The organism is Streptomyces sp. NPDC008001, assembly GCF_042958085.1.
Classification (GTDB): Bacteria; Actinomycetota; Actinomycetes; order Streptomycetales; family Streptomycetaceae; genus Streptomyces.
The window spans coordinates 733,687-750,222 of the sequence record NZ_JBIBIZ010000002.1 but is presented as its reverse complement, the minus strand read 5'-3'; the positions used below and the strand labels follow the sequence as shown (position 1 = coordinate 750,222).

General features: G+C 73.5%; 14 protein-coding genes. 5 read left to right on the top strand and 9 right to left on the bottom strand.

What is annotated here, in order from left to right; all coding sequences use genetic code 11:
* Positions 1-195 precede the first annotated feature (195 nt).
* Both ACFZCD_RS08445 and ACFZCD_RS08440 read right to left on the bottom strand, forming a co-directional pair.
* Positions 196-693 (bottom strand): hypothetical protein, encoded by a 498-nt coding sequence (locus ACFZCD_RS08445; RefSeq protein WP_391828994.1) that lies wholly within the window; start codon positions 691-693, stop codon positions 196-198.
* A 22-nt stretch (positions 694-715) separates the two neighbouring features.
* Positions 716-1,045 (bottom strand): SH3 domain-containing protein, encoded by a 330-nt coding sequence (locus ACFZCD_RS08440; protein WP_391828993.1) that lies wholly within the window; start codon positions 1,043-1,045, stop codon positions 716-718.
* Between the two features lie 223 nt (positions 1,046-1,268).
* On the opposite strand from ACFZCD_RS08440, the gene ACFZCD_RS08435 reads away from it, so the two are divergent.
* On the top strand, positions 1,269-3,569 hold the full coding sequence (locus ACFZCD_RS08435; RefSeq protein WP_391828992.1) for a protein kinase: 2,301 nt from the start codon (positions 1,269-1,271) through the stop codon (positions 3,567-3,569).
* A gap of 328 nt (positions 3,570-3,897) precedes the next feature.
* On the opposite strand, the gene ilvD is transcribed toward ACFZCD_RS08435, so the two are convergent.
* The 4 genes from ilvD to ACFZCD_RS08415 form a co-directional block, all read right to left on the bottom strand.
* Positions 3,898-5,754: a dihydroxy-acid dehydratase gene (gene ilvD / locus ACFZCD_RS08430; RefSeq protein ID WP_391828991.1), complete on the bottom strand. Its 1,857-nt coding sequence runs from the start codon at positions 5,752-5,754 to the stop codon at positions 3,898-3,900.
* Between the two features lie 167 nt (positions 5,755-5,921).
* Complete coding sequence (locus ACFZCD_RS08425; protein WP_391828990.1) at positions 5,922-6,557, bottom strand: TetR family transcriptional regulator; 636 nt, start codon at positions 6,555-6,557, stop codon at positions 5,922-5,924.
* Positions 6,554-7,378, bottom strand: coding sequence for a sugar phosphate isomerase/epimerase family protein (locus ACFZCD_RS08420; protein ID WP_391828989.1), 825 nt, complete (start codon positions 7,376-7,378; stop codon positions 6,554-6,556). The genes ACFZCD_RS08425 and ACFZCD_RS08420 overlap by 4 nt, the downstream gene beginning before the upstream one ends.
* Positions 7,379-7,592: 214 nt before the next feature.
* Entirely contained in the window at positions 7,593-8,534 is a 942-nt protein-coding gene (locus ACFZCD_RS08415; RefSeq protein ID WP_391828988.1) for a Ppx/GppA family phosphatase, read from the bottom strand.
* A gap of 45 nt (positions 8,535-8,579) precedes the next feature.
* Between ACFZCD_RS08415 and ACFZCD_RS08410 the strand changes: the two genes are divergently transcribed.
* Entirely contained in the window at positions 8,580-9,386 is an 807-nt protein-coding gene (locus ACFZCD_RS08410; protein WP_391828987.1) for a hypothetical protein, read from the top strand.
* A gap of 127 nt (positions 9,387-9,513) precedes the next feature.
* Here the strand turns inward: ACFZCD_RS08410 and ACFZCD_RS08405 are convergent, their stop codons facing one another.
* Positions 9,514-11,214, bottom strand: a complete 1,701-nt coding sequence (locus tag ACFZCD_RS08405) for a sigma-70 family RNA polymerase sigma factor (protein ID WP_391828986.1) — start codon at positions 11,212-11,214, stop codon at positions 9,514-9,516.
* Positions 11,215-11,566: 352 nt separating this feature from the next.
* Here ACFZCD_RS08405 and radA point away from each other — a divergent pair, with 352 nt between their 5' ends.
* Positions 11,567-13,024 (top strand): DNA repair protein RadA, encoded by a 1,458-nt coding sequence (gene radA / locus ACFZCD_RS08400; RefSeq protein WP_391828985.1) that lies wholly within the window; start codon positions 11,567-11,569, stop codon positions 13,022-13,024.
* 107 nt (positions 13,025-13,131) lie between these two features.
* Positions 13,132-14,256: a DNA integrity scanning diadenylate cyclase DisA gene (disA, locus tag ACFZCD_RS08395; RefSeq protein WP_391828984.1), complete on the top strand. Its 1,125-nt coding sequence runs from the start codon at positions 13,132-13,134 to the stop codon at positions 14,254-14,256.
* 64 nt (positions 14,257-14,320) lie between these two features.
* Here disA and ACFZCD_RS08390 read toward each other — a convergent pair whose 3' ends face one another.
* Positions 14,321-15,052: a hypothetical protein gene (locus ACFZCD_RS08390; protein WP_391828983.1), complete on the bottom strand. Its 732-nt coding sequence runs from the start codon at positions 15,050-15,052 to the stop codon at positions 14,321-14,323.
* Between the two features lie 283 nt (positions 15,053-15,335).
* Between ACFZCD_RS08390 and ACFZCD_RS08385 the strand changes: the two genes are divergently transcribed.
* Positions 15,336-15,926: a phosphatase PAP2 family protein gene (locus ACFZCD_RS08385; protein WP_391828982.1), complete on the top strand. Its 591-nt coding sequence runs from the start codon at positions 15,336-15,338 to the stop codon at positions 15,924-15,926.
* An 82-nt stretch (positions 15,927-16,008) separates the two neighbouring features.
* Here the strand turns inward: ACFZCD_RS08385 and ACFZCD_RS08380 are convergent, their stop codons facing one another.
* Positions 16,009-16,512, bottom strand: a complete 504-nt coding sequence (locus tag ACFZCD_RS08380) for a pyridoxamine 5'-phosphate oxidase family protein (protein WP_391828981.1) — start codon at positions 16,510-16,512, stop codon at positions 16,009-16,011.
* Between the last annotated feature and the right edge of the window lie 24 nt (positions 16,513-16,536).

The following is a 16,536-nucleotide window of genomic DNA, read 5'->3' as shown; positions in this document are numbered from 1 at the left end:
CCGAGGCCTTCACGTTCCGAATTCCGGCATGCCGAAATTCATCCCGTTCAGGGGCCGTGCAGTGGTGAGTGCCGCCGGTGCGGCTCGAGTGGCTGCCCCGCTGTCCTTGCGGACCCCGCGGCAACCCGGAGAACACTACACGAGGTTTGAGGGCCGCGTGGCCACCCCCGGGCGACCACGACCACCCCCCGCCGCCTACCGCCGGCGCTTGCCCTTGCGCTTCCGCTCCGTCCGCCGCTCGTACCGTGCGACGGCCTCCTCGTACTCCCGGCGGTGGAGGCCCTCGCCCGGTGCCTCTTTAAGGGTGCGGAGTGCGTAGGCCAGGAGGGCGCCGATGAAGCCGATCATCATCAGGCTCTGCATCGACCGCTCGGCGTGGGGATCGGCCGCGGGGTCCGGGCGGCGACCGAAGCGTTCCCAGGTGCGGCGGAAGGCCAGGGCGCTGCAGACCGCGAAGGCGACGACCACCATGGTGTTGACGAGGCCGCCGACCTTGGCGATGGCGAGGCCCTCGTAGCCGAAGCGCAGGACCAGGGCGCCCGCAGCTGCGGCGGCCAGCGCGCCGAGGCACGCCCCGGCGCGCCGCAGCGCGTATCCACTGTCGTGATTCAGCCACGTGGTGCCGAAGAACCTGATGGGTTCCGGACGGGGCCCTGCCGGGCCGCCGTCCGGCGCTTCCTGCTCGTCGCTCATGCCTCGATTATGTCGAGCGGGGTCAGGAGCAGCGGATCGTCACATAGCCGTCGCTGCCGGTCTTCACGTAGGCGTCCGAGACGTACTGGCCGGGGGCGATGCTGTCCCAGATGTCGGTGGTGCCGTAGGGGCCCGTGATCGTTTCGCCGCGGGTCTGGCAGCGGATGGCGATGCGGGAGTCCTCGGGGAGGACGCGGACGATCTGGCTGCCGGTGTTCGGGCCGCTGCGCACGTTGACCTGCTGGCCGGGCGCGATCGGGTAATAGACGATGCCGGCGGCGGCCGAGGGGGCCGCCATGGACTCGTTCACGTTCTCGGTCTCGGTCTCGTTCACGTTCTCGCTGGTGGCCATTGGGCCCTCCCCCGTTTGAGCGTTCACCGCGTCACCGCGTTCATCGCGTTCGCCGCGTTCACCGTCGATCAATGATGCGTTGATCGGTGCCCTGTAGATCAATGACATGCAATGTCATGTGCAGGCTAGCAAGGCGCGGCACGGCTCCCGGGATTGCCGGATGGCATCGATTAGGCTCCGGACGCCGCGCACTTCGCGGCCGACAGACAACGGGGGTGGGGGAATGCCGCCGCTGCGCAATGCCGGAACGGGCCCGGAAGCGGAGGATCCGGGTTGGGCCGGCGAATACCGGCTGGAAGAGCGTCTCGGGTCCGGCGGCATGGGCGTGGTGCACCTGGCGCGTTCGGCTTCCGGGCTGCGGCTCGCGGTCAAGGTGGTGCACGCCGAATACGCGGAGGACCCCGAGTTCAGGGCGCGGTTCCGGCAGGAGGTTGCGGCCGCCCGGCGGGTGAGCGGGGCCTTCACCGCTCCCGTCGTGGATGCGGATCCCGACGGCGAACGCCCTTGGATGGCGACCCTCTACATTCCCGGTCCCACGCTCTCCGAGCGCGTGAAGCGGAACGGCCCGCTTGAGGCGGAGGAGGTCCGGCGGCTGGCGGCCGGGCTGGCGGAGGCCCTGCGGGACATCCACCGGGCCGGGGTCGTGCACCGGGACCTCAAGCCCAGCAACGTGCTGCTGGCCGAGGACGGCCCGAAGGTCATCGACTTCGGCATCTCGCGCCCGTACGACAGCGAGCTGCGCACCGAGACGGGGAAGCTGATCGGGACGCCGCCGTTCATGGCGCCCGAGCAGTTCCAGCGGCCGCGGGAGGTGGGGCCCGCGGCGGACGTGTTCGCGCTGGCGTCGCTGCTCGTGCACGCAGCGACGGGGCGGGGACCGTTCGAGTCCGAGAGCCCCTACATCGTGGCCTACCAGGTCGTGCACACCGATCCGGACCTGACGGGCGTGCCGGCCGATCTCGTCCCGCTGATCCAGGACTGCCTGGCGAAGGACCCGGAGCAGCGGCCGACACCGGACGCGATCATGGCGCGATTGCCACGGATGCTGCGGCAGAGCGGGGCCCGGCGCGTCGAGGCCGTGGTCCCGGACGTATCCACCCCCACGCACGTGCGCGTTCCTCATTCCTGGGAAGAGGACGCCAGGGCCGTCGGAGAGGGCGGGGAGGCCAGGGACGCCGCGGACGCCGGAAAGGCCCCTCGCCCCGTCCCCCGGTGGCGCCGTCTGCCCTGGCTGGTCGCCGCCGGTGCGGCGGCCGCGGCCCTGGTGGCGGGTGGGACGTGGGCGCTGAGCCGCGGCGGCGGCGCGGACCGGCCGCTGCAGACACGGCCGACCGTCGCCTCGGCCTCCGCCCCGGACTCGGCGGACCGGCGGCCGTGGCAGGTCTCCATGCCCGAGGGGGCGATGGGGGCATGCGTGTCCGGAGGGGAGGCGCTGTACTGCTCCGCGCGCGGTGTGCAGGCGGCTCGTATCGAGGCTTCCAGCGGGAAGGTCGCCTGGAAGAAGTCCACCTCTCCCGGCGGTTCCAAGGCCGAGGCCGGGCCCGCATCCGCTCCTGCCGCATCCGCTTCTGCCGTGGCCGCTCCCGTCGTGTCCGGCGGTCTCGTGCACGTCGTGTCGCCGGACGGCGGTCGGTTGTCGGCGCTGGATCCGTCGACGGGTGAGCCGCGCTGGGTGCGGGACGTCTCCGCGTACCGCGGGCGGGTCTATCACGCGGGCGGCACCGTGCTGCTGGTCGCCGGGGACGGGACGGTGACGGCGGTCGACGGCGGTACGAACAAGCAGCGGTGGCAGCACGGGCTCGGGCTGCCGGGGCACGCCAAGCCGGTGTTCTCCTTCTACGGCGCGGGTGCCGGAGGGCCGGGGCAGCCGGTGTACGCCGTGGCTCCGGCCGGTCAGGGGCAGCACCGGACGCGGATCCTCGCGCTGGATCCGGAGCGCGGGTCGACGCTGTGGGAGCGGACCGCCGACGGTGATCTGACGGCCGTGGGGGCGGGGAGCGGCGGGGCGCTGTTCCTGACGGTTCCCGACCGGGACAACCGGGTGTCGGCCGTCGTCCGCTACGACCCCGGGGCGCGGCGGGAGACGCGCGTGCCGCTCGGTACGCCGCTCAACGTGACGAGCGCGGTGGCGCGGGGCGATGCCGTCTATTTGCTGTCGATGGACGGTGGGCTCACCGCCGTACGTACGGGCAGTGCGGGTAGTACGGGCAGTACCGGCGATGCGGGAGCAGGGAGCCGCCAGGGGCAGTCGTGGCGGCTGGACACGTCCGTGGCCAATGCGTCCGCGCTGGTCGCGGCCGACGGTGACCGCCTGTACTTCTCGGCGGCGGACGGGCGGCTCCTGGCGGTCGACACCGCCAAGGGGGCGCTCCTCGGCCAGACGCCCCCGCGGCCGGCCCGTGCCGGGCGCGGTTACGTCGATCTGCTGCCCGCGCCCGTCGCGGCGGACGGGAAGGTGTTCGGCACGGCGCCGGACGGGACGGTCTTCGCGGTCAGCGCCGGCGACCCGGGGCGCTGGCGCTGACCCGGCATCGGCCGGGCTCTGCACGGCACCGCCGGTCACCGCCGTTTCGCCTGAGCGCCGTCGTTTCGCCTGAGCGCCGCCGTTTCGCCTGAGCGCCGTCGCGGCGGATGCGATCCGCTCCGCGGCGAGCAGCCGAGTGGGCCCGGCGCCGCGCCCACACTCCGCACTCCGCACTCCGCCGCCACGGCGAACAACCACCATGGCGCAGTCCGGCGGTGCCATCCGGCGCTGATGCTCTGTGCTGCACCCGACGCTAACGCTCTGTGCTGCGCCGCCGGGGCGCGATGGCCGCCGCTCCGGCCTCAGTCCCGTAGCCTCCGGCCCTCCGTCAGCCGACGCCCAGTCGGCTGACGTCCCGCACCGCTCCGCGGTCCGCGCTCGTGGCCATGGCCGCGTAGGCGCGCAGGGCCGCCGAGACCTTGCGTTCGCGGTTCTTCGGGGCGTACGTGCCGCCGAGCGCCGCGCGCCGCTCGGCGAGCTCGGCCTCGCCGACGAGGAGTTCGATGGAGCGGTTCGGGATGTCGATGCGGATGCGGTCGCCGTCCTGCACCAGTGCGATCGTGCCGCCCGACGCGGCCTCCGGCGAGGCGTGGCCGATCGACAGGCCCGACGTACCGCCCGAGAAGCGGCCGTCCGTCACGAGGGCGCAGGCCTTGCCCAGCCCGCGGCCCTTGAGGAAGGACGTCGGGTAGAGCATCTCCTGCATGCCGGGGCCGCCGCGGGGGCCTTCGTAGCGGATGACGACGACGTCGCCCTCCTTGATCGTCTTGGAGAGGATCTTGTCGACGGCCTCCTCCTGCGATTCGCAGACGACCGCCGGGCCTTCGAACGTCCAGATCGACTCGTCGACGCCGGCCGTCTTCACGACGCAGCCGTCGGCCGCCAGGTTGCCCTTGAGGACGGCCAGGCCGCCGTCCTCGGAGTAGGCGTGCGCGGCGTCGCGGATGCAACCGCCCGCTGCGTCCACGTCGAGGGTCTCCCAGCGCTCGGACTGGGAGAAGGCGGTCGCGGAACGGACGCAGCCGGGGGCGGCGTGCCAGAGCTCGACGGCCTCGGGGGTCGCGGAGCCGCCGCGGACGTCCCAGGCCTCCAGCCATTCCTTGATGCCGGGCGAGTGGACGGTGTGCACGTCCTCGTTGAGGAGGCCCGCGCGGTAGAGCTCGCCGAGGATGGCGGGGATGCCGCCGGCCCGGTGGACGTCCTCCATGTAGTACGTGCCGCCGGGGGCGACGTTGGGGGCGACCTTGGCCAGGCAGGGCACGCGGCGCGAGACGGCGTCGATGTCGCTCAGGTCGTAGTCCAGCCCGGCTTCCTGGGCGGCGGCGAGCAGGTGGAGGATCGTGTTGGTCGAGCCGCCCATGGCGATGTCGAGGGCCATGGCGTTGTCGAAGGCGGCGCGGGTGGCGATGTTGCGCGGGAGGACGGACTCGTCGCCGTCCTCGTAGTAGCGCTTGGTGATCTCGACGACCGTGCGGGCGGCGTTCTCGTAGAGGGCGCGGCGGGCGGTGTGAGTGGCGAGGACGGAGCCGTTGCCCGGCAGGGAGAGGCCGATGGCCTCGGTGAGGCAGTTCATGGAGTTGGCGGTGAACATGCCGGAACAGGAGCCGCAGGTCGGGCAGGCGTTCTCCTCGATGCGCAGCACGTCCTCGTCGGAGACGTTCTCGTTGACCGAGTCGACGATGGCGTTGATGAGGTCGAGCTTGCGGACCGTGCCGTCGACGAGGGTGGCCTGGCCGGCCTCCATGGGGCCGCCGGAGACGAAGACGACCGGGATGTTCAGCCGCATGGCGGCCATCAGCATGCCCGGGGTGATCTTGTCGCAGTTGGAGATGCAGATCAGCGCGTCGGCGCAGTGGGCCTCGACCATGTACTCGACGGAGTCGGCGATCAGGTCGCGCGAGGGCAGCGAGTAGAGCATGCCGGCGTGGCCCATGGCGATGCCGTCGTCGACGGCGATGGTGTTGAACTCGCGGGGCACCGCGCCGGCCGCCTTGATCGCCTCGGAGACGATCCGGCCGACCGGAGCGAGGTGGGTGTGGCCCGGGACGAACTCGGTGAAGGAGTTGGCCACCGCGATGATCGGCTTGCCGATGTCCTCGCTCGCTACGCCCGAGGCCCGCATGAGGGCGCGGGCGCCCGCCATGTTGCGGCCGTGGGTGACGGTGCGGGACCTCAGCTCGGGCATCCTGCTCCACTCCTCGCAGTGACGTGGGCGCCGGGGCGGCGTCTTCCGAGCCTACGCTCGCGCTCCAGGTACCGGACAGGTTTTCCGCCATGTGAGACGGGTGTCCATAAAAGCCGGGGCGCATAGCCGGGACGCACGCTCCCCTGCGTCAGGGCTACGCGCCGGGGCTACGCGTCCCCCGCCAGGTGCCGCTGCACCGCCGGTGCCACCATGGCCACCACCTGCTCCAGCTCCGCCGACGCCAGCGGCTCGACCTTGATCACGTAGCGCAGCATCGCCACGCCGACGAGGTGGGCCGCGGCCAGCTCCGAGCGCAGCTTCGGGTCGGGGACGTCGAGCTCGCCGGCGATGCGGCTCATCAGCCGGCTGGTGACGAGGTCGCGGAAGATCGCGGCGGCGGTCTCGTTGGCGACGGCCGAGCGGACGATCGCGAGGAGCTGTTCGCGGGTGGCCGGGTCCTCCCAGACGCCGAGGATGAAGCGGGTGAGCCGCTCCCCCAAGGTGTCCGGGCCGCCGGCCTGGATGACGCCCGGCGCTTCGAGTGCGGGTGCGAAGTCCGTCTCGATCGCGGCCGCGAAGATCTGCTCCTTGGGGCCGTAGTAGTGGTGGACGAGCGCCGGGTCGACGGCCGCGCCCTTGGCGATGGCGCGGATGGACGCGCGGTCGTAGCCGCGGGCGGCGAATTCGGCGCGGGCGGCGGCGAGGATCCGCTCGCGGGCGCCGGGGCCGCTGCCCGCGTCCGTACGGGCGGGGCGGCCGCGCTTCCGGGGGGCTCCGGCGCCGCCGGGGACTGCCGTGCTCATGGCCGGGGCACGCCGGTGGGCGAGGCGAGGTGGAGCCGGGTGAAGGCGAGGGCCTCGGCGAGGTCGGCCTCGCGCTCGGCCGCGGACATGGCGCGGCGGGTGTTGACCTCGATCACGACGTGCCCGTCGAAGCCGCGGCTCGCGAGGCGCTCCAGCAGCTCGGCGCAGGGCTGCTTGCCGCGGCCGGGCACGAGGTGCTCGTCCTTGGCGGAGCCGTTGCCGTCGGCGAGGTGAATGTGGGCGAGCCGGTCGCCCATCCGGTCGATCATCGCGAGGGCGTCCGTCCGGGCGGTGGACGTGTGCGAGAGGTCGACCGTGAAGTGGCGGTAGTCGTCCTTGGTGACGTCCCAGTCGGGCGCGTAGGCGAGCATCTCGCGGTCGCGGTAGCGCCACGGGTACATGTTCTCGACCGCGAAGCGGACGTCGGTCTCGTCGGCCATCCGCCAGATGCCGCGGACGAAGTCGCGGGCGTAACCGCGCTGCCAGCGGAACGGCGGGTGGACGACGACCGTGCTCGCGCCGAGCTTCTCGGCGGCCGCCCGGGCGCGCTGGAGCTTGACCCAGGGGTCGGTCGACCAGACGCGCTGGGTGATCAGCAGGCAGGGGGCGTGCACGGCGAGGACGGGCACCTGGTGGTAGTCGGACAGGCGGCGGAGCGCCTCGATGTCCTGGCTGACCGGGTCGGTCCACACCATGACCTCGACGCCGTCGTAGCCCAGGCGGGCGGCGATCTCGAAGGCCGTCGCCGTCGACTCGGGGTAGACCGAGGCCGTGGACAGCGCGACCTTCGCATCCGGGATGCGCACCACTGGCTCTGTCACGAGGGACAGCGTACGACCGCCTCTCGTACGGCGGGCGGGTACCTCCCATGTGGCGGGCCGTCGCCGGCCGGGATGGCCGGGATGGCCTGTGGGCGCCGGGCGGGACGTCCTGCGGGCGGTGTGGCGGGATGTCTTGCGGGCGCCGGGTGGACCGGCCGGTGAGCGCCGGGGCGGACCGGCCGGTGAGGGCCGGCGCCCCCTGCGGTGCGGCCCGTCAGTTCTCCGCCGGTGCCGGCAAGTGGTCCAGCCTGCGCAGGATGACCCCCTCGCGCAGCGCCCACGGGCAGATCTCCAGCTCGTCCACGCCGAACAGGTCCATCGCGCCCTCGGCGACCATCGCGCCCGCGAGCAGCTGGCGCGCCCGGCCCTCCGACACGCCCGGCAGCTGGGCGCGCTGCGCGGAGGTCATGGTGGCGAGCCTGGGCACCCAGTCCTCCAGGGCGCGGCGGGTCAGGGTCCGCTGGACGTACAGACCCTCGGTGGAGCGTGCGGCGCCCGCGATGCGGGCGAGCTGCTTGAAGGTCTTGGAAGTGGCCACGACGTGGTCCGGCGTGCCGAGCCGCGCGAAGTCGCCGACGATCCGGGCGATCTGGGCGCGGACGTGGCGGCGCAGGGCGCGGACGTCCGTGGGGTCGGGCGGGTCGCCGGGCAGCCACGCGGAGGTCAGGCGGCCGGCGCCGAGCGGGAGGGAGGCGGCGGCGTCCGGGTCCTCGTCCAGGCCGAAGGCGATCTCCAGGGAGCCGCCGCCGATGTCGAGCACCAGCAGCTTTCCGGCCGACCAGCCGAACCAGCGGCGGGCGGCCAGGAAGGTGAGCCGCGCCTCCTCCTCGCCGGTCAGGACCGGCAGCGTGAGGCCCGTCTCCTTCTGGACGCGGGCCAGGACGGCGTCCGCGTTGGAGGCCTCGCGGACGGCGGAGGTCGCGAACGGCAGGACGTCCTCGCAGCCCTTGTCCTCGGCGGCCTGCAGGGCGTCCTGGAGGACCGTGACCAGCCGGTCTATCCCCGTGTCGCTGATCGCGCCGTCCTCGTCGAGGAGCTGGGCGAGGCGCAGCTCGGCCTTGTGGGAGTGGGCGGGCAGGGGGCGGGCGCCCGGGTGCGCGTCCACCACGAGCAGATGGACCGTATTCGAACCCACATCGAGGACACCGAGTCTCATGGCCTGAACGCTACTGCGGCCGCCGGAGGCGCATAGGCTGGAGGGGTGGCAAAGACGAAGAAGGCCAAGCAGGGCAAGCAGGGCAAAAAGCTCGAGCAGCGGACCTCCGACGAGGTCGGGCTCGACTTCGCCCGTGCGTGGGTCGAGTTCCCGGACCCTGCGGACGACGAACAGGTCTTCCGCTGCGACCTGACGTGGCTGACCTCGCGCTGGTCCTGCATCTTCGGCAGCGGCTGCCAGGGCATCCAGGCGGGGCGCGCCGACGACGGCTGCTGCACCCTGGGCGCGCACTTCTCGGACGAGGACGACGAGAAGCGCGTCGCCGAGCACGTGGCCCGGCTGACGCCGGAGATGTGGCAGTTCCACGACGTCGGCACGGGCTCGGGCTGGACGCAGCTGGACGAGGACGGCGACCGGCAGACGCGCCGCTGGCAGGGCTCGTGCATCTTCCAGAACCGGCCGGGGTTCGCCGGCGGCGCGGGCTGCTCGCTGCACATCCTCGCCCTGAAGGAGGGCCGCGAGCCGCTGGAGACCAAGCCGGACGTGTGCTGGCAGCTGCCGGTGCGGCGCACGTACGACTGGATCGACCGGCCGGACGACACGCGCGTGCTGCAGATCTCCATCGGGGAGTACGACCGCCGGGGCTGGGGCCCGGGCGGCCACGACCTGCACTGGTGGTGCACGTCGGCCACGTCCGCGCACGGGGCCGGGGAGCCGGTCTACGTGACGTACCGGCCTGAGCTCACGGAAATGATGGGCAAGGAGGCCTACGACCGGCTGGCCGAACTCTGCGAGGAGCGGATGGCTGCGCTGCTGCCGATGGCTCCGCATCCGGCGGACGGAAAGCGGTAGCCGTAGCCGACGGCGGACGGAAGCCGTGGCCGACGGCGGATGGAGAACGGGGCGGCGAGGAACCACCACGTAGCAGCCCGGCGGTGCCGTAACGGCCGGGCCGTCCTACGCCGTGGGCGGCAGGGCCTCAGCCCGCTGGAGGCGGGGGCGCTGAGGGGGCTGGAGGCGTGGGGGGTGGGGGTGGTGGGGACTGGGTGGCTGCCGGGGATGAGATGACCGGGCGGCCGCGGCCCTCGATCGTCACCGTCGTCCCGCCGGGGGCGACCACGACGCGGGCCCGCCACGGCCCGGCCGGTTCCCGTTCGGCGTCGACCTCGACCACGACCGTCGTCGTCTGCCCGGGCTGCAGCACCCCGCCCGGTCTGCTCAGCCGCAGCCAGGCCGCGTCCGCCGTCATCGACCAGGCCACCGCCTGACCGCCGCTCGCCGTGAGTGTGACGACGGTGGCGGTCCCGCTGGGCTGGGCGGTGACCGTCAGCCGGCCGGGACCGGGCGCCGGCGCGGCGGGGGCGGGAAGCGCGGCCGTGCCTCCGGCCGGGGACGACGGCGGGGCGCTCTCCGAGCGCGGAGGCGGTACGGGTCTGCCGTCCGGGCCGACGACCGCCACCGACACCTCGGCGATCATCCGGCCCGGCGCGCTGCCCGTGCCGACGGGCCGCGGGGCGGCCCCGGGACCCCGGTACGGGCGCTCGCTCACGATGCCGAGACCGGTCTCCCGCGACGAGACGGCCGCGGTGTCCGGGCGCGCCTCGCCCGTCTCCGGGGCCCCGTGCCACGCGGCCCACAGGGCGATCACGGGCGCGGCGACGACCGTGGCGACGACGGTCGTGGTGACGGCCCGGCTGCGCAGACGCCCGCGCCGGGCCGCGCGGTCCTTGGGGTCGACGGGATAGCCCCGCCGGTCGAAGCGGGGGACCGCGAGCGCCGGGCCACCGCGCTGCCGGCCACCGCCGCCCGCCGCGGACAGCATGGCGGCGTACGCGTCCGCTCTGGGGGCCGCGACGACGGGCAGGGGCGCGGAGGACGCGGCCGTGCCGGGCCACGGCTCCCCGGCGGTGGCCCGCTCGGCGGTGCGGCGGCAGTCGGCGCAGTCGTCGACGTGCCGGACCAGTTCGCGCCGCAGGGCCGCGCCCAGCAGCACCTGCGTGTCCCCCGCGAACCGCGCGACGACGGGGCAGCGGCCCGACTCCACGACGGCCAGGGCGGTCCGGGTGCGCTCGACCTCGCAGGCCGCGGAGGACAGCAGGGCCCGCGCGGCGTCGGTCTCCATGCCGAGGACGGCGGCGACCTCGGGGGCGGTCAGGCCGTGCCGGACGGCCAGTTCGAGCGCCTCGCGCTGCTCGGCGGTGGTCCCGGCGGCCTCCGGCCAGGCGAGGAGCGCCAGCTCGGCCCGCCGGCGCGGATCGGGCGGGGCGGGCGGCTCCCCCGCGCCCGGGCCGCCGGGGGGCTCGGGCGCGGCGAGGCGGCGCAGGCAGGCCCAGCGGGCGAGGGCGTAGAGCCAGGGGCGGCGCAGGTCCTCGTCGGCGGGGGCGCGGTCGGCGCGCTTCTCGGCGAGGGCGAGGACCTCCCCCAGGGCGGCGGTCGCGGCGTCGTGCTCGCACAGCACCGACAGGCAGTAGGTGAAGAGCCCGTCGAGGTGGGGGTCGTACTGCAGGGGCGGCTGCTGCGCGAGGGTCGCGTCGGATCCGGGACCGGCGGGGACGAAGACCGTCTCCGCCTCGTGCTCCCCCTCGTGCGGCGTCCCGTACTCACGAGCCGCCCTCGCCTCGGGGGGTGCCCCCGCCTCGCAGGCCGCCTCCGTCTCGCAGCACGCTTCCGCTCCCCCCACCGGCGGTGCGGCCTGATTGTTCTGATTGTCCCGAGGCGTGCGGGCCTCGCGCGGCGCACCGCGGTGTGCGCGATGCGCGCCGGTGGCATGCGGGCGGTGCTCTGGCCTCCTGGTCATCATCCCGGCGACGGTAGGCGGGTGACGGGCCGTTGCTGCCGCCGGTGACGCAGGTTTAACCCATTCGGGTGATGTTCTCCCATAAAATGGGGACACTGCTGTGCCATCCCTCCTGTGTTTCCGGGGCGAGGGGCTCCGAGCAGCAAGAACGAGCGGTTTCCCGCTTCTGGTAAAGGACCGTCGCGGGGGGCCTGGGCGGGCCCGGCTGTCAGTGGGCCCCGCTACGGTGGCTCGCATGGCTGCCCGTACCGCACGCTCGTCCGCCAAGGACCGGCCCTCCTACCGCTGCACCGAGTGCGGCTGGACCACTGTGAAGTGGCTCGGCCGCTGCCCCGAGTGCCAGGCATGGGGCACGGTGGAGGAGTTCGGCACGCCCGCAGTGCGGACGACCGCGCCCGGCCGCGTCTCCACCGCCGCGCTGCCCATCGGCCAGGTCGACAGCCGGCAGGCCACCGCGCGCAGCACGGGCGTTGACGAGCTGGACCGCGTCCTGGGCGGCGGGCTCGTGCCCGGTGCGGTGGTGCTGATCGCGGGCGAGCCGGGCGTCGGCAAGTCCACGCTGCTGCTGGACGTGGCGGCGAAGGCGGCCTCCGAGGAGCACCGCACCCTTTATGTGACGGGTGAGGAGTCGGCGAGCCAGGTGCGCCTGCGGGCGGACCGCATCGGCGCGATCGACGACCACCTCTATCTGGCGGCCGAGACGGATCTGGCCGCCGTCCTCGGGCACCTCGACTCCGTCAAGCCGTCCCTGCTGGTCCTGGACTCGGTGCAGACGGTGGCCTCCCCGGAGATCGACGGGGCGCCGGGCGGCATGGCGCAGGTGCGCGAGGTGGCGGGCGCGCTGATCCGCGCCTCCAAGGAGCGGGGCATGGCCACGCTCCTGGTCGGCCACGTCACCAAGGACGGCGCCATCGCCGGCCCGCGCCTCCTGGAGCACCTGGTGGACGTGGTCCTCAGCTTCGAGGGCGACCGGCACGCGCGCCTGCGCCTGGTGCGCGGCGTGAAGAACCGCTACGGGGCCACGGACGAGGTCGGCTGCTTCGAGCTGCACGACGAGGGCATCACCGGCCTGGCCGATCCCAGCGGCCTGTTCCTCACCCGCCGCGCCGAGCCCGTCCCGGGCACCTGCCTGACGGTGACGCTGGAGGGGCGCCGCCCGCTGGTGGCCGAGGTGCAGGCGCTGACGGTCGATTCGCAGATCCCCTCGCCCCGCCGCACGACGTCCGGCCTGGAGACGTCGCGGGTGTCGATGATGCTGGCCGTGCTGGAGCAGCGGGGCCGGATCAGCGCGCTCGGCAAGCGGGACATCTACAGCGCCACGGTGGGCGGCGTGAAGCTGTCCGAGCCCGCGGCGGACCTGGCCGTCGCCCTGGCCCTGGCGAGCGCCGCCAGCGACACCCCGCTGCCGAAGAACCTGGTGGCGATCGGCGAGGTGGGCCTCGCCGGCGAGGTCCGGCGGGTCACCGGCGTGCAGCGGCGGCTGGCGGAGGCGGCCCGGCTGGGCTTCACGCACGCGCTGGTCCCGGGCGACCCCGGAAAGGTGCCGAGCGGCATGCGCGTCCTGGAGGTGGCGGACATAGGCGAGGCGCTTCGAGTGCTCCCCAAGCGGGTACCCCGGGAGAACCGGCGCCGCGCCGGGTCGGGCGATGGAGCCGGCGAGAGCCCTGTCCAAGCGGGTGCAGGCCCTCTTTAATAGGCTGGACGCGCGAACACGCCAGTAGACTTTGCCCTGGTCTCGCCCGTACGTACGGAAAGCAGGGCGGGCTGCGGCACCGTTGACCTTGCGACCGGAGGAGTGCAGTGGCAGCCAACGACCGGGCATCGGGCCCCGGCAAGGCCGGGGGTTCCTCCGGTGCCGACGGTCTGATGCGCGCCTCGCTGAGCGCCGTCGCGCCCGGCACGGCCTTGCGCGACGGCCTTGAGCGCGTCCTCCGCGGCAATACGGGCGGCCTGATCGTCCTGGGCATGGACAAGACGGTGGAGTCCATGTGCACGGGCGGTTTCGTCCTGGACGTGGAGTTCAGCGCCACGCGCCTGCGCGAGCTGTGCAAGCTGGACGGCGCCCTGATCCTCGACAAGGACATCACCAAGATCGTGCGGGCGGGCGTGCAGCTCCTGCCCGACGCGTCGATCCCCACCGAGGAGACCGGCACCCGGCACCGCACGGCGCAGCGCGTTTCCATCCAGTGCGGCTTCCCCGTGGTGTCGGTCAGCCAGTCGATGCGCCTGATCGCGCTCTACGTGGGCGGCGAGCGGCGCGTCCTGGAGGAGTCCGGCGCGATCCTCTCCCGGGCCAACCAGGCCCTGGCCACCCTGGAGCGCTACAAGCTCCGGCTGGACGAGGTCGCGGGCACCCTCTCCGCCCTGGAGATCGAGGATCTGGTGACGGTCCGCGACGTGACCGCGGTCTGCCAGCGGCTGGAGCTGGTCCGCCGCATCGCCACCGAGATCGCGGAGTACGTGGTCGAGCTGGGCACGGACGGCCGCCTGCTCTCCCTGCAGCTGGACGAGCTGATCGCCGGCGTCGAGCCCGAGCGCGACCTCGTCGTGCGGGACTATGTCCCGGAGCCGACCGCCAAGCGCACCCGTACGGTCCCCGAGGCCCTGTCCGAGCTGGACGCCCTCACCCACCCCGAGCTGCTCGAACTGCCCATCGTCGCGCGTGCCCTGGGCTACAGCGGCTCCCCCGAGACGCTGGACTCCGCGGTGTCGCCGCGCGGATACCGCCTGCTGGCGAAGGTGCCGCGCCTGCCCGGCGCGATCATAGAGCGGCTGGTCGACCACTTCGGCGGGCTGCAGAAGCTCCTGGCCGCCAGCGTGGACGACCTGCAGACGGTCGACGGCGTCGGCGAGGCCCGCGCCCGCTCGGTCCGCGAGGGGCTGTCGCGCCTGGCGGAGTCGTCGATCCTCGAGCGGTACGTGTAACGGTTACGCGTAGCAGTACGCCCGGCCGTGCGTACGGCCGGGCGTTCCGTCGCACATCCGGCCGTCAGTCCTTCTCCAGGGTGAATTCCACCTTTTCGGTGACACCCGCGATCCTGACCTCGGCCCGGTACTTGCCGGTGCCCGCCGCCCCGTCGCCCGAAGGCGTCGCGCAGTGCGGGGCGCTGCGCTTGCGGTCCCACTCCACCGTGCGCTTCGTCTCGCCCGCTCCGGGGAGCTCCACGAGCACCGGGCCCGTGGCGCGCGGGCAGTCGTCGGAGGCCCACACCCGCTCGTCGCCGTCGATGTGCGCGATCTTCAGGATCGCGGCCGTGGCACCGAAGTTGACCTTGCAGGTGCTGCTGCCGGCGTTCTTCACCACGATCTCGAACTTCGGCTTCTCGCCGGGCCCGTAGGAGTCCTTGACGCTGCGGATCGCGAGCCGCACCGCGCCCGGAGCGCAGTCGGGCAGGGAGGAGCCGAGCGGGACGGCCTTGCCGTCGCCGGTGCCGAGGGCGCCGCCGCCACCGGTGCCCGTCGTACCACCACCACCGCTGCCGGCACCGCCGGCCCCGGACGCACCGCCGCCGCCACTGCCGGAGCGGTCGTCACCCGCACCGCCGCCCGAGCCGCCGCTGCCCGAATCGCCGCGCCCGCCCGGGCGTTGGCTGAGGTGCGGGCCGGAGGGCACCGGGCCGGGGGTGATGGTGGTGCTGTCGCCCGGGTTCTTTCCGTCCGAGCCCTTGCCCTGGTTGTCCCCGGACCCGCCGTCACCCCCGAGGGTGACGAACCAGAGCACCAGGAGAACGAGAAGACCGAGCAGGCCAAGCGCAACTGCCCTCCGCCGCCAATAGATGGAGGAGGGAAGCGGCCCGATCGGATTGCGCAGTGATCCCACGCGAAGACTCTACGAGACATCGACGGGGGCACCAGCCCCTACCCGCCGGGTGGGTGCCGGATTTTCTCATCATCGGCCCGGCGCGGGCCGGTTTTCCCGTGCCGCGATCTGACGAAAGTCGGATCGGATGCATGCCGATAGCCCGGTGTGGCACGTAAGTGACGGACCGTAAACTCCCGGGACCATGGACACCGTGGACAACGACCTCTATCGCGACGTCACCGAATTCGCCCGCTCCACACCGGAGTGGGTGCACACGCTTGCGGAAATCGGCACCGAGGCCGGGCTGTTGCTGCTCATGGCCGTGGCCGTCGCCGCCTGGTGGCGCAACCGGCGCACGGGGGCGCGCGGGGTCGCGCTCGCGCTGCTCGTACCGGTGACCACGGCGATCGCGTACGGCCTCAGCGAGGTCATCAAGAGCCTGGTGGACGAGGAGCGGCCGTGCCGGGTGGTGCAGGGGGCAGTCACCTCGCTGGCAGCCTGCCCGCCGCACGGGGACTGGTCGTTCCCCAGCAACCACGCCACGCTCGCGGCGGCCCTGGCGACGGGGATCGTGCTGGCGCGGCGGGTGCTCGCGTGGGCCGTCGTGCCGATGGCGCTGCTCGTCGCGTTCTCGCGGGTCTTCCTCGGCGTGCACTACCCGCATGACGTCGCGGCGGGGCTGCTGCTGGGGCTGATCGTGGCGCTGGTGGGCGGGCTGGTGCTCGCGGGGCCGGCGACACGGGTGGTGGAGCGGGCGGAGCGGGGGCGGTTGCGGGTGCTGGTGAAGGCCTGACGCTAAGGCGTGACGTTAAGGCCTGGCGTTAGGCGTGAGGTTAAGGCCTGGTGTTAAGGCCTGACGTTGCGGGCCCGCAACGTCAGGCCGTGGGCCGGGTCCACTCGGTCTTGTGGCCGAACCCCTGCCCGTTGTCGACCAGGCGCAGCCAGTCGGGGCGCAGTTCCCACAGGTCGGTGCGTTCCATCGCTTGCCGGAGCCGGTCGTTGTGGTCCACGTACGGGAAGCGTTCGCTGTACGCGCGCCAGGCGGTCTCGCGCTCGGCGCCCTCCAGGCGGCGGCACGTGCCGCGTCCCTGAAGGCCCGTCAGGGCCGTCCACACCTGCCCGTCGCGCTGGGCGGTGAACGCGACGCGGGCGCCCTCCGTGCCGGCGGCCGTGCCGGAGCCTGCTGCGACGAGGGCGCGGCCGTGGCGGGTGGTGGCCGAGGTGACGAAGAGCAGGGTGGTGTCGTCCTCGCCGCCCAGGGCGTAGAGCACCGCGCACGCCTGCGGGCCGTCCTCGTCCACGTAGGCCAGGGTCAGGGTCGAGTGCGCGTCGAGAGCCGCCCGGATCTCGCGCGGGGGGCGCGGCTGCGTATCGCTCATGGAACCATTCCACCGTGACGGGCG